The organism is Candidatus Rhodoluna planktonica (genome assembly GCF_001854225.1).
Lineage (GTDB): Bacteria > Actinomycetota > Actinomycetes > Actinomycetales > Microbacteriaceae > Rhodoluna > Rhodoluna planktonica.
Genome location: NZ_CP015208.1, coordinates 738052 through 751230, shown reverse-complemented (window position 1 = coordinate 751230; position 13179 = coordinate 738052). Strand labels below are relative to the sequence as shown.

Here is a 13179-nt window from a genome sequence, read left to right as displayed (position 1 = left end):
TCCGCGCTTCTAGCCGATTCTAGTGGGTCGCGACACGCCGAGGGATTCTTTTTGAAAAAACGGAAAGTATGTGCGGTTGGCACTACTTTTCTGAAAGTTTTTGGCCATCCTCGTTGAGTGTTGCGTGAATTATTTCGGCCAGTTGTTCACTGATGTTTGGTACCGAGGCTATTTCGGCCACGGTTGCCAAGCGCATTCTTTTTGCCGACCCAAAGTGCCTAAGCAGTAGCGAAACTCGACGCTCGCCTAGACCTGGTATCTCAAGTAGCTGACTGCTAATACTCAGCGAGCGTTTCTTTCGCTGGAAAGTAATCGCGAACCGGTGCGCTTCATCACGGATGCGCTGCATCAGGAACAGTTCTTCGGTAGCTCGAGGAAGAATGATTGGAAAGGCATCCCCCGGCAACCACACTTCTTCGAGTCGCTTTGCTAACCCGCACAGGGCAATGTCGGTAATCCCGGCTTCATCAAGGGCCTTCGCCGCCGCGTTTACCTGAGGCAAACCGCCGTCAACAATAATCAAATTCGGGCGGTAAGAAAACTTTGCGCCATCCGCTTCGGGGTCGCCCTGAACTAGGTATCGAAGTCGCCGCGTCAGAACCTGATGAATCGATTCAGTATCGTCTTTGGTGCCTTCGACATTGAATTTTCGATACGCATCCTTTTTAGGCAGACCATCCTCGAAGACCACCATTGAGGCAACCACATTGGTACCACCAAGGTGTGAGACGTCGAAACACTCGATTCTCAGTGGGGCATCCTCAAGGTTTAGAGCCCGCTGAATGCCGGCCAGAGCGTCGGCGCGGGATGTGAAATCAGCGCTGCGCCGCATTTTGTAAAGATTTTGTGCGTGCTGGGCGTTTTTGACCGCCGTTTCTGCCAAGGCAGCTTTATCGCCGCGTTGAGCTACTCGCAATTGCACTTTGCTTCCCCGCAGGTCGCTCAACCAAAGGGCAACCTCACGATGATCAGAGGGCAGTACCGGTACCAGTATTTCGCGCGGTATTTCTTGGGGTTCGATACCCGGTTTGGGGCTGTAGACATTTTGCAGAATGTACTCGACAAGTTCAGCTGGGTCGCGCTCGAGTTCTTTATCGAGCACCCAGTTTCGCGCTCCTCTGATTCGTCCACCGCGCACCACAAAGTGCGACACCGCCGCCGATAACTCATCTTCGGCAATTCCGAACAGATCGGCATCGGTTTGGTCGCTGAACACCACGGTCGATTTTTCTAAAACGGCGGCCAGTGCCTTGGCATCATCGCGAAGTGCCGCTGCCAGCTCGTACTCCTGATTTTCTGACGCGGTCGACATTCGCTGTGTGAGTTCGTCAATGTAACTTCGATCTCCGCTGTTCAGAAACTTGGCAAAATCGGCAGCCAGTCGCTGGTGTTCTTTTGGCTCAATCCGACCGACACAGGGTGCGCTGCATTTTCCAATGTCAGCCAGTAAGCAAGGTCGTTTTTTTGCTGCTGCAGCGTTGAACACGGCTTTCGAGCAGGATCTGATTGGGTAAACCTTGAGCAGCGTGTCTAGAGTCTCACGCACAGCCCAAGACTGTGTATAGGGGCCGAAATAGCGAACCGAACGCAATTCTCGGTTGCGAGTAATGAAAGCGCGAGCGAAATCTTCGTTTGTTGAAATCGCCAAGTATGGGTACGACTTGTCGTCTTTGAAACGCACGTTAAAAGGCGGGTCAAATTCTTTAATCCAGGTGAATTCAAGTTGCAACGCTTCGTAGTCGGATTTGACGATTGTCCACTGCAGGTCTCTGGCCGTGGTGACCATTTTCCGGGTGCGGTCGTGCAGCGAATCTAGCGGTGCAAAATAGCTGCTTAGTCGCGCCCGAAGGTTTTTGGCTTTGCCAACATACAGAACTCTGCCTTTGGCATCGAGCCAGCGATAAACCCCGGGATCGGTTGGGATCTCTCCGGTTTTTGGTCGCCAACTAAGGTCATTAGCCATTTCCCAAGATTTCCTTTAGGAAATGTCCGGTAAAGCTCGCCGGGATTTGGGCTACCTGTTCTGGGGTTCCCACGGCAACCACCTGGCCACCCCTCGAGCCACCTTCGGGCCCCATGTCGACAATCCAGTCTGCACACTTAATCACATCGAGGTTGTGTTCAATAACCAGAACGGTGTTTCCCTTTTCAACTAGACCATTGAGTACCAAGAGCAATTTTCTGACGTCTTCAAAGTGCAGGCCGGTGGTCGGCTCATCGAGAACATAGATGCTTCGACCTGAAGTTCGACGCTGAAGCTCGGTGGCTAGTTTCACTCGTTGCGCCTCACCGCCAGAAAGGGTTGTAGCGCTTTGACCGAGTCGAACGTAGCCGAGACCCACATCGACCAAGGTGGTCAGGAAGCGAGCAATTGAACTGATTGGGGCAAAGAATTCCGCAGCTTCAGCAATTGGCATTTCAAGTACTTCGGAAATGTTTTTGCCTTTGTACTTCACCTGCAGGGTTTCGCGGTTGTAGCGCTGCCCCTTGCAGATCTCGCAAGCAACATAGACATCTGGCAGGAAGTTCATTTCAATCTTCAAGGTGCCGTCGCCAGAGCAAGCTTCGCAGCGCCCACCTTTGACGTTGAATGAGAATCGTCCCTGCTGGTAGCCGCGCACCTTTGCCTCCGGTGTCTCGGCAAAAAGTTTTCGAATGTGATCGAAAACACCGGTGTAGGTGGCTGGGTTGGATCTCGGGGTTCTTCCAATTGGGGCTTGGTCAACGTGAACGACCTTGTCGAGAAGTTCCAAGCCTTCAATTCGGGTGTGCTTGCCGGCAACACCCTTGGCCCCGTTTAGAGCATTGGCCAAGACCTCGTAAAGAACATCATTTACTAAGGATGACTTACCTGAACCGGAAACGCCGGTTACAGCGGTAAACAGGCCGAGTGGAATTTCGACATCCACGTTTTTTAGATTGTTTTCTCTGGCGCCAACAATTTTTAGTTTGCGCTTGTCATCGATAGCTCTGCGGTTCTTTGGAATCTCAATCGACTCGCGACCGGAGAGGAATGCTCCGGTTAGCGAAGTCTTGTTTTTGAGCAATTCTTTATAGCTGCCGCTGTGGACAACTTCACCACCGTTTACTCCCGCGCCAGGTCCAATGTCGACAATCCAGTCTGCGGTCTTGATGGTGTCTTCATCATGTTCGACAACAATCAGGGTGTTGCCGAGATCCCTGAGTTTGACCAGAGTCTCGATGAGTCGACGGTTATCTCTCTGGTGTAAGCCAATCGATGGCTCGTCCAATACGTAAAGCACCCCGGTTAATCCCGAGCCAATCTGAGTGGCTAACCTAATGCGCTGGGCTTCCCCACCGGAGAGCGAGCCTGCAGCGCGCTCCAGGTTGAGGTAATCGAGCCCAACGGCAATCAGAAACTCTAGACGAGCTCTAATCTCGCGCAGAACCTGAGCGGCAATTTTTTCGTCACGCGGATCAAGTTTTAGGGCGTTAAAGAATTCGAGACTTTCACCCAAGCTGATGCGGCACACTTCAGAAATCGATTGGTTTCCGACCGTAACCGCCAGGACCTCTGGCTTTAGTCTTGCTCCGGAACAGGCGGGACAGGGAACTTCCCGGAGGAACGAAGCCCAGCGCGAACGGGCGTAGTCATTTTCTGACTCGAGCCACTTTCGTTCGATGTAGCTCAATACCCCTTCGAATCCGGTGGTGTAGCGCAATTCGCGTCCGTATTTGTTTTTCCACTTCACCTGCACGTCGAAGTTATTCCCGTATAGAACGGCCGCTTGAATTTCTTCGCTCAGCGCATTCCAGCGGGTATCTAAATCAAAGTCGAGATCTTTGGCGAGGCCCTCTAGCATTCGAGCAAAATAGTGAAATAGACCCTTGCCCTGAGTAGACCACGGGATGATGACGCCCTCGGCTATAGATAGATCTGGGTCACCGATCACCAAATCTGCGTCCACTGCCTGTTTCGTGCCAAGTCCAGAGCACTCGGGGCAAGCTCCAAATGGTGCATTGAAGGAAAAGGTTCGCGGTTCTATTTCGGTTAGTGAAAGAGGATGCTCGTTCGGGCAGGACATCTTTTCGCTGAAAACACGAAATTTTTTTGCGGGATCGGTTTCGTCAACAAAATCAATTTGGATTCGACCGTCGGCCAGTTTCAACGCAGTCTCTACCGAATCGGTGAGTCGCTGCGCAATCTCTGGTTTGTTGACTAGTCGATCTACCACCACAGATATGTCGTGCTTGAAAGTTTTCTTTAGTGGCTTGGCATCGGCCAGCGAAATCTGTTCGCCATCGACAACCACACGAGAAAAGCCCTGAGTGGTCAAGTCGCGAAAGAGGTCGACAAATTCGCCCTTCTTCTGCGACACAACCTGAGCCAAGATTTGAAATCGAACGCCCTCGCCCAGCTCGAGAATCTGGTCGACTATTTGCTGCGGAGTTTGCTTGATGATTTTTTCGCCACATTCCGGACAGTGTGGAACTCCAATGCGCGCCCAGAGCAGACGAAGGTAATCGTGAATTTCGGTGATCGTGCCAACTGTTGATCTAGGGTTTCGGTTTGTTGATTTTTGGTCAATCGAAACTGCTGGCGAAAGCCCCTCGATGAAGTCGACGTCGGGTCTATCCACCTGTCCTAAAAATTGACGGGCATAAGCTGATAGCGACTCAACGTATCTGCGTTGACCCTCAGCGAAGATTGTGTCAAAGGCTAATGAGGATTTTCCAGAACCGCTCAGACCTGTAAATACCACGAGAGCATCTCTAGGAATCTCGAGATTCAGGTTCTTAAGGTTGTGAACTCTTGCTCCACGAATGGCAAGCTTGTTGTCTGTTGGGACCTGGGAAATAAGCACCCTTGAATCCTAACTTTCGAATTAGATATGGCCGGCCTTTTTCATCTGTCGCAGTTCATGCTTGAGTTCAGAAACCTCGTCGCGAATGCGCGCGGCCAACTCGAATTGCAGCTCGGCAGCCGCATTTTTCATCTGGTTATCGAGATCTTCGATAACTGCCAGAATTTCTGCCTCGGCCATCTTGGCAATGCCTACCCTCGGTCGAATACCAACCGCATTTTTGTCTTTGCGCTTGCTACTCTCCAGTAGTTTGGCTGTGTCCTGTTCTTCACGCAGAATCTGATCTGTGATGTCGGCAATCTTCTTGCGAAGCGGTTGCGGATCGATGTTATTGGCAGTGTTGTAGGCAACCTGTTTAGCTCGACGTCGGTTGGTCTCGTCAATAGCGCGTTTCATCGAATCGGTGAGGTTGTCGGCGTACATATGCACTTGCCCGTTAATGTTTCGAGCGGCACGACCAATGGTCTGAATAAGCGATGTGGTCGAACGCAGGAAACCCTCTTTATCGGCGTCAAGGATGGCCACCAGCGACACCTCTGGAAGGTCTAGGCCTTCACGCAGCAGGTTGATTCCGATCAAGACATCGAATACACCCTGGCGCAGTTCACGTAATAGCTCGACGCGCCGTAGGGTATCGACATCACTGTGCAGATAACGAACCCGAACACCATTCTCAGTGAGGAAGTCGGTGAGTTCCTCGGCCATCTTCTTCGTGAGAGTGGTCACCAAAACTCGCTCATCGCGTTCAGCACGAACCCTGATTTCCTCGAGCAGGTCGTCAATCTGGCCTTTTGACGGCTTCACGATGATTTCCGGGTCGATTAGACCGGTTGGTCTAATAATTTGCTCAACAACCGGAGCGGATAGTGACATCTCGTATTTTCCCGGTGTTGCCGAAAGGTAGACAGTTTGGCCGACTCGCTCTAGGAATTCCGGCCACTTCAGTGGGCGGTTGTCTAGGGCCGAAGGAAGTCGAAATCCGTGTTCAACGAGAGTGCGTTTTCGACTTGAATCACCCTCGTACATGGCGCCGATTTGCGGCACGGTTACGTGTGACTCATCAATCACGGTCAAAAAATCTTCGGGAAAATAATCGAGCAGGCAACTGGGTGCGCTGCCCTCTTCGCGGCCATCAATGTGTCGCGAGTAGTTTTCGATACCAGAGCAAAAACCAAGTTCGCGAATCATTTCCAGGTCGAAGTTTGTTCGCATTTTCAAGCGCTGGGCCTCAAGCAGTTTTCCCTGACCCTCAAGCTCACGCAACCGAACTGCCAACTCGTTTTCAATCGCCTCTATGGCCCGACCCATGCGATCTGGCCCGGCGACGTAAATTGAGGCTGGAAAAATCGAAATAGTTTGTTCAGTGCGAAGAATCTCTCCGGTCAGTGGATGAAGTGAAAACAAACCTTCAATCTCATCGCCAAAAAACTCGATCCGAATCGCCATTTCTTCGTTTACCGGGATGATCTCGATTGTGTCGCCCTTGACCCGGAAGGTTCCCCGGGAAAATTCGTAATCGTTGCGGCTGTACTGCATCCCGACAAATTGCCTGATCAGGTCATCGCGATCGATCTGTTGGCCCACCTGTAGAGCAACACGGTTGGCAAGATATTCTTCGGGAGCGCCCAGGCCGTAAATGCAGCTAACGGTACTAACCACAACCACGTCTCGTCGACTCAGCAGGCTTGTCGTGGCAGAGTAGCGAAGTCGCTCAACCTCCTCGTTGATTGTTGAGTCTTTTTCGATGAAGGTATCGGTTTGCGGAACGTAGGCTTCTGGCTGATAGTAGTCGTAATAGCTAACGAAATACTCAACCGCGTTATTTGGCAGCAGTTGCCTAAATTCTGTGGCCAGCTGCGCGGCCAGGGTCTTATTGTGCGCCAAAATAAGGGTCGGTCGTTGAACCTGCTCAATCAGCCATGCGGTGGTAGCCGACTTACCGGTTCCGGTGGCGCCCAGAAGCACCACATCTTTTTCACCATTATTGATGTGTTTTGCCAGTTCGGCGATTGCCTGTGGCTGATCGCCGGACGGCGTGTACTCACTGACTACCTTAAAGGGAGCGTACGAACGAGTCGTTTCCACTAACTGTCCTTCTGTGCAGCGAGGGTTTCGAGTTTGCCCCAGAGCAAACGGGCATCGCGCAGCATTAGTTCTAGGTCTTGATTTGAATTGATGATGAAGTCGGCACGATTAGCTCGCTCCGCCGGTGTTGCTTGCGCGGCAATTCTGGCCTGCGCCGCCTCCGAGGTCATGCCACGGTGCTTCACCATGCGTTCAATTTGCTTCTCGACGGGTGCTTCGACTGTTACAACGGTATCGAATTCGAGATCGCTTGCTGCCTCGACCAGTAGCGGAACGTTGTAGATGACCATGGTGTCTGCCGGAAGTTTGCTCATTCGATCGAGCATCAATCGGCGAACCTCGGGGTGGATTATGGCTTCCAGCTTTTCACGCGCAGTCGGATCGGCGAATACGATTTCAGCCAGCTTGGGTCGATTGATTGAGCCGTCAGCCGTTATTGCGTCAGCGCCAAATTCTTCGGCGATTTTCGCCGCCGCAGCGGAACCGGGCTCAACTGCTTCTCTAGCCAGCTGGTCAGCATCTATTTGAAATCCACCCAGAGTTTGCCAATAGTCGGCAACCGTGGACTTCCCAGCTGCGATTCCTCCAGTAAGGCCGATCAGATACATGCCTCTAGCCTAAACGCAAAAAAAGAGGCCCCTTTCGGGGCCCCTTCGAGATTTGCGATGTTACTCGGCACTCTTTAGCTTGTCGCGAAGAGCAGCAAGAGATTCGTCCGAAGCAAGAGTTCCGGTCTCTACTGATTCACTCGAGTAGCTTGCCGATGAGGCAGAGTCAGCTGCAGGAGCATCTGGCAATGCGGCGGCAATTTCGTTCGCAGCCTTGACCTGACGCTTGTGCTCTTCCCAACGGGCGTGGGCTTCAGCGTATTCCTTTTCCCACTTGGCGCGAGCTTCTTCGAAGCCTGCTTTCCACTCGTTGGTCTTAGGGTCGAAACCTTCTGGGTACTTGTACTGACCGTTCTCGTCGTAATCTGCAGCCATGCCGTATAGGGCTGGGTTGAAGTCGGTGCCCTCTGGGTCAACTTCTTCGTTAGCCTGCTTTAGCGAAAGCGAGATACGGCGACGGTCTAGGTCGATGTCGATTACCTTGACGAAAACGTCCTGGTTGACCGAAACAACCTGCTCGGCAAGCTCGATGTGCTTCGATGACAGCTCTGAGATGTGAACTAGGCCCTCGATGCCATCGGCAACTCGAACGAACGCACCGAACGGTACCAACTTGGTGACCTTTCCGGGTGCGTACTGACCGATTGCGTGAGTACGGGCAAATACCTGCCATGGGTCTTCTTGAGTTGCCTTTAGCGATAGCGATACACGCTCGCGGTCTTGGTCAACCTCAAGAACCTCAACAGTTACCTCTTGGCCGATTTCGACAACCTCAGAGGCGTGCTCGATGTGCTTCCATGAAAGCTCAGAAACGTGGACTAGACCGTCAACTCCGCCAAGATCGATGAACGCACCGAAGTTAACAATCGACGAAACGACACCGGTGCGAATCTGACCCTTGGCCAAGTCAGCCAAGAAGGTGCTGCGCGATGCCGACTGGCTCTCTTCGAGCAGTGCGCGACGAGAAAGCACGACGTTGTTGCGGTTTTTGTCGAGCTCAAGAATCTTGGCTTCGACTTTCTGACCCAAGTATGGGCCAAGGTCGCGAACGCGACGAAGTTCAATAAGTGATGCTGGTAGGAAGCCGCGCAGACCGATGTCTACGATTAGGCCACCCTTGACAACCTCGATGACCACACCGGTGACAGTGCCATCAGCTTCTTTAACCTTTTCGACATCGCCCCAGGCGCGCTCGTACTGTGCACGCTTCTTGGAAAGAATTAGGCGGCCTTCTTTGTCTTCTTTTTGAAGAACTAGAGCCTCAACAGTGTCGCCAACGTTGACGATTTCAGATGGGTCTGCGTCGTGACGAATTGACAGCTCACGCGAAGGGATAACACCTTCGGTCTTGTAGCCGACGTCTAGCAGAACTTCGTCACGGTCGATTTTTACGACGGTTCCGGCGATTAGGTCGCCATCGTTGAAGAACTTCAGGGTTGCTTCTACTGCAGCTAGGAAGTCTTCGGCAGAACCGATGTCGTTGACGGCAATCTGCTTGGTTGATTTGGTGGTCATATGGATTTTTACTCTTAACGGACATTACTCGGGCTCGCGGCAGGACCTTGAGCGATTGATAAGGATTGTTGCGCAGAAAACACGCCCTTCAAGCCTAGCGCAGGCAATCCGGCAAAACAACCTGAAAATCAGGCCTGTTTAGCAAAAATCAGTGACCGGCGCTATCCCATGATGAACCGATTCCTACGTGCACATCGAGAGGCACAAGCAAAGCCACGACCTCATTCATGTTTCGCACAACCAGCTCGCGAAGTTCGTCTAGTTCCCCGTGGGCAACCTCGAAAACAAGTTCGTCATGAACCTGAAGCAACATTCGGCTGCTTAGATTTCGGGCACGAATTTCAGCAAAAATTTTTGTCATGGCCAGCTTCATGACATCGGCCGCTGTGCCCTGAATTGGTGCATTTAGTGCGGCGCGACGGGCATTTTCACGAATTTGGAAAATCTTGCTGTTTAGATCATCAAAAGGTCTGCGGCGGCCAAAACTGGTAACCGTGTAACCCTGAGTTTTAGCTTCATCAACCACCGCAGCTAGATAGCGACGCACGCCACCGAAACGGGCGAAGTAGTCGTTCATCAGTTGCTTGGCCTCGCCGTTTGGGATGCGCAACTGTTTTGCCAAGCCATATTCGCTGAGGCCATAAACCAGGCCGTAGCTCATGGCCTTGACCTTAGATCGCATTGTTGAGGTGACTTCCTCTGGCTTCACGCCAAAAATCCTGGCGCCAACAAATCGGTGCAGGTCCTCCCCCGACTTGAAAGCCTCAATGATGCCGTCATCCTCGCAAAGATGGGCCATGATACGCATTTCAATTTGCGAATAGTCGGCCGTCAGTAAGGTCTCATAACCTTCGCCAACTATGAAAGCATCGCGAATCTCGCGGCCGCGTTCGGTCTTGATCGGAATGTTCTGCAGATTTGGATTTTCGGAACTCAGCCTTCCGGTGGAGGTTCCGGTCTGTACGTAAGTGGTGTGAATTCTGCCATCAGCATCAATTGATTTCAGCAGCACCTCGACAATTTGGCGGATTTTGCTGACCTCGCGGTGCAGCAGTAATTTCTCCAAAAACGGGTGACCGGTCTGCTCGAATAACTCATTGAGAGCTGCGGCGTTAGTGCTGAATCCAGTTTTGACCTGCTTGGTGCCGGTCATCCCAAGTTCATCAAAAATCACGGTCTGCAACTGCTTTGGCGAAGCCAGATTAATTTCGTGGCCAATAATGGCGTAGGCCTCTTTGGCTACTTGCGCCACTTCGAGGCTGAGACGATCGAAAAGCTTCTGCAGCGCCTCAGAATTGACCGCAATACCGGTTGCCTCCATGGTGGCCAGCGCCTCATTGGTCGGCAATTCAATCTGCGTATAGGTGCGCAATTGGTCGGTTGCAACCAACTTTGGATGCAGTGTCTCGTTCAGCGCCAAAGCTAGCCAGGCGTCGAGGCTGGCATCGATTTTTTGATCAGATATAAGTTGGTTCGGGTCTTCGCGCTCAACCACTAAGCCAAGGTGTTCTTCGACCAGTGAGTCGAGCAGGTAATCGCGGCGCAATGGGTTGTCGAGATAACTCATCAGCAAGGCGTCGTAATCAACGCCGGCTATTTCAATGTTCAATTTGACAAGTCGACGAATCAAATCTTTGCCCGCAAAAACGGCCTTTTTAGAAGACTCATCGGCCAGCCAGCTGAGCAAAGCATCGTCGATGCTAGCGCCGAGGTTGACAAAGCGACGGGCCGCCTCGGTGGCGAAACCGAACGCGCAAATTTTGCCGTCCTGAAATTCGACTGCAAAACCCACCGTCGACTCTTGCTGAGCAAGCCATTGCGCCGCTTCATTCTGACTCAACTCTTGGGCTTGCGGAATTTCGGCATTGAAGGCCGGTAGCTTGCCCTGCTCATCATCAGAAACAGCAATATATTCATCCTGCTTCGGTTTAGAAGTGCTATCGGTGCCGCGCTGTTTCAACACGCGCTCGGTCAGGGTGCGAAATTGCAGTTTGGCAAATGCATCCCTTACCTTGGCTTCGCTAACCGGCTTAAGCGCTAGCGCATCATCAGACACAGGAAGTTGAAGGTCTCGCACCAGATGATTGAGTTTCCTATTTCGGACCGCTAGTTCTCGGTGGGTTCGTAGCGAGTCGCCAACTTTCCCGGTGAAAGATCCGGCAGCAGCTAGGATGTTCTCCAGGGTTCCGTGCTCTTGCAACCACTTGGCCGCGGTTTTTGGTCCCACTCCAGGGATACCAGGGAGGTTATCCGAGGTTTCACCAACCAGAGCTGCCAAATCAGGGTACTGGGCGGCATGAACTCCGTACTTTTCAAAAACCGCCGCATCATCCATGCGGGCAAGATTCAAGACGCCTTTGACCGGGTAAAGAATTGTGGTGTTTTCGCCAATTAGCTGGAAAGTGTCACGATCGCCCGAAACGATGAAAACCTGAAAACCGCGCGCAGCGTGTTGGTCAGCAAGGCTGGCGATGATGTCGTCTGCCTCATAGTTCTCGAGGGTGAGAGTGGTGATGTCCATCGCTGCAAGGGCATCCTGCAGCAATTCGGTTTGGCCGATAAATTCGGGCGGTGTCTCACCGCGCGTACCTTTGTATTCTGGATAAACCTCGGTTCTGAACGAACTTCGGGAAAGGTCAAAGGCTACCGCCAAATGTGTTGGCTTTTCGGCGGCCAAAATATTCAGCATCATCGAGATGAAACCGTGAACCGCATTAGTGTGCTGACCGTCAGATGTTTTGAAACTGTCAGGATTCAGCGCGTAAAAGGCCCGAAATGCCAGCGAATGCCCATCAATTAGTAGCAGAGTAGGCTTTTCGGTAGCGTTCATGCTCAAAGCCTACTTGTCTCAAACCCGAAGGATGCGTCTTGACTGAAGCAAAATTTAGCCCCGCTGCCGAAGAACTAATGAAGCTGCGTGGCCTGGGGCCGCTGGCAGAAAAAATGGGCATTGAACTTCTTGAATTGAGTGCAGAGCGGGCAGTTGCTCGGATGCCAGTCGAAGGCAATACTCAGCCGCTTGGCGTCTTACACGGTGGCGCTCACGTGGTTATCGGCGAGTCACTGGGCAGTTTTGCCGCAAATGTTTGGGCCCACCCCACTCACGTTGCAGTCGGCATCGAGGTGAATGCGTCACACTCGCGCTCAGCTTCGTCAGGTTATGTGACAGCGGTTTGCACGGCACTGGTTCTTGGAAAAACCCTAACCACGCACGAAATTGTGATCAGCGATGAGCAAGACCGCAGGTTATCAACCGTGCGAATAACTAACTTTTTGCGCCCAGTTGATCAATTACGGTCTTAGCGACCTCTTGCATCGTCAGTCTGCGATCCATTGAAGCTTTCTGAATCCACCGGAAGGCCTCTGGTTCGGACAGATTCATTTTTTCGGTGAGCAAGCCCTTGGCGCGATCAACAAGCTTGCGGGTCTCAAGGCGTTCACTCAAGTCTGAGATTTCGGCTTCTAAGGCAGTTAGTTGAGCAAAACGGCTCAGGGCAATTTCAATCGCCGGCATTAGATCATTTGGCGTGAACGGCTTGACAACATAGGCCATTGCTCCAGCTTCGCTAGCTCGCTCAACCAGTTCTTTTTGGCTGAAAGCGGTGAGCAGCACAATTGGTACATGATCATTTTTTAGCTGTTCCGCAGCGGTGATGCCATCCATGTTCGGCATTTTGATGTCCATGACGAGAAGGTCGGGCTTGTGTTCACGAACTAAAGCAACTGCGGTTTCACCATCGGCTGCCTGAGCAACCACATCGAATCCGTTCTCCTGCAAAGTCTCAACGATATCTAGCCGAATCAGCGACTCATCTTCGGCAACAATTGCTCTACGTTTGCTTTGCGTTTCTACCATGCGAATACTTTATCTTGCTTGTTGCACGTGAACTTCGTCTGATGAAGTAGACTTTTCTCTGTTGCCGGCCGAAGTGGCGAAATGGCAGACGCGGAGCACTCAAAATGCTTTTCCGAAAGGAGTGCGGGTTCAAGTCCCGCCTTCGGCACCAGATTAGAAAATCGAGCTCTTGGCTCGATTTTCTGCTTTAACGAGGTTTCAATCCCGGCTAGAGACATGCACTTCTTTCACTAAACAATGTTGTTACCAGATAGCCCGATTTTTTTAGGCGTTGCTATCGGCTGTTTGA

Annotated in this window: 8 protein-coding genes and 1 tRNA gene; 2 read left to right on the top strand and 7 right to left on the bottom strand. The window is 52.0% G+C overall.

What is annotated here, in order from left to right; genetic code table 11:
* Nucleotides 1-82: 82 nt before the first annotated feature.
* The 6 genes from uvrC to polA all read right to left on the bottom strand — a co-directional run bounded on the left by uvrC (nt 83) and on the right by polA (nt 11864).
* Nucleotides 83-1963: an excinuclease ABC subunit UvrC gene (gene uvrC / locus A4Z71_RS03720; RefSeq protein ID WP_070954598.1), complete on the bottom strand. Its 1881-nt coding sequence runs from the start codon at nt 1961-1963 to the stop codon at nt 83-85.
* Nucleotides 1956-4826 (bottom strand): excinuclease ABC subunit UvrA, encoded by a 2871-nt coding sequence (gene uvrA, locus A4Z71_RS03715; RefSeq protein WP_070954597.1) that lies wholly within the window; start codon nt 4824-4826, stop codon nt 1956-1958. The genes uvrC and uvrA overlap by 8 nt, the downstream gene beginning before the upstream one ends.
* 21 nt (nt 4827-4847) lie before the next feature.
* On the bottom strand, nt 4848-6911 hold the full coding sequence (gene uvrB, locus A4Z71_RS03710) for an excinuclease ABC subunit UvrB (protein WP_070954596.1): 2064 nt from the start codon (nt 6909-6911) through the stop codon (nt 4848-4850).
* Nucleotides 6911-7519 carry a dephospho-CoA kinase gene (gene coaE / locus A4Z71_RS03705; protein WP_070954595.1) on the bottom strand — a complete coding sequence of 203 codons (609 nt, stop codon included), beginning with the start codon at nt 7517-7519 and terminating at the stop codon, nt 6911-6913. The genes uvrB and coaE overlap by 1 nt, the downstream gene beginning before the upstream one ends.
* 60 nt (nt 7520-7579) lie before the next feature.
* On the bottom strand, nt 7580-9034 hold the full coding sequence (gene rpsA / locus A4Z71_RS03700) for a 30S ribosomal protein S1 (protein WP_070954594.1): 1455 nt from the start codon (nt 9032-9034) through the stop codon (nt 7580-7582).
* A gap of 148 nt (nt 9035-9182) precedes the next feature.
* Nucleotides 9183-11864, bottom strand: a complete 2682-nt coding sequence (gene polA / locus A4Z71_RS03695) for a DNA polymerase I (protein ID WP_070954593.1) — start codon at nt 11862-11864, stop codon at nt 9183-9185.
* Nucleotides 11865-11941: 77 nt separating this feature from the next.
* Between polA and A4Z71_RS03690 the strand changes: the two genes are divergently transcribed.
* Nucleotides 11942-12337, top strand: coding sequence for a PaaI family thioesterase (locus A4Z71_RS03690; RefSeq protein WP_070955236.1), 396 nt, complete (start codon nt 11942-11944; stop codon nt 12335-12337).
* Here the strand turns inward: A4Z71_RS03690 and A4Z71_RS03685 are convergent.
* Nucleotides 12300-12890 (bottom strand): ANTAR domain-containing response regulator, encoded by a 591-nt coding sequence (locus A4Z71_RS03685; RefSeq protein ID WP_070954592.1) that lies wholly within the window; start codon nt 12888-12890, stop codon nt 12300-12302. The two genes, A4Z71_RS03690 and A4Z71_RS03685, sit on opposite strands and share 38 nt — an antisense overlap.
* 67 nt (nt 12891-12957) lie before the next feature.
* Here A4Z71_RS03685 and A4Z71_RS03680 point away from each other — a divergent pair.
* Nucleotides 12958-13041 (top strand) — tRNA-Leu (locus tag A4Z71_RS03680).
* The last annotated feature ends 138 nt before the right edge of the window (nt 13042-13179 follow it).

Coding starts and splice junctions, on each gene's coding strand:
- uvrC (WP_070954598.1), bottom strand. CDS start 1,963: ATGGCTAATGACCTTAGTTGGCGACCAAAAACCGGAGAGATCCCAACC.
- coaE (WP_070954595.1), bottom strand. CDS start 7,519: ATGTATCTGATCGGCCTTACTGGAGGAATCGCAGCTGGGAAGTCCACG.
- rpsA (WP_070954594.1), bottom strand. CDS start 9,034: ATGACCACCAAATCAACCAAGCAGATTGCCGTCAACGACATCGGTTCT.
- polA (WP_070954593.1), bottom strand. CDS start 11,864: ATGAACGCTACCGAAAAGCCTACTCTGCTACTAATTGATGGGCATTCG.
- A4Z71_RS03690 (WP_070955236.1), top strand. CDS start 11,942: ATGAAGCTGCGTGGCCTGGGGCCGCTGGCAGAAAAAATGGGCATTGAA.
- A4Z71_RS03685 (WP_070954592.1), bottom strand. CDS start 12,890: ATGGTAGAAACGCAAAGCAAACGTAGAGCAATTGTTGCCGAAGATGAG.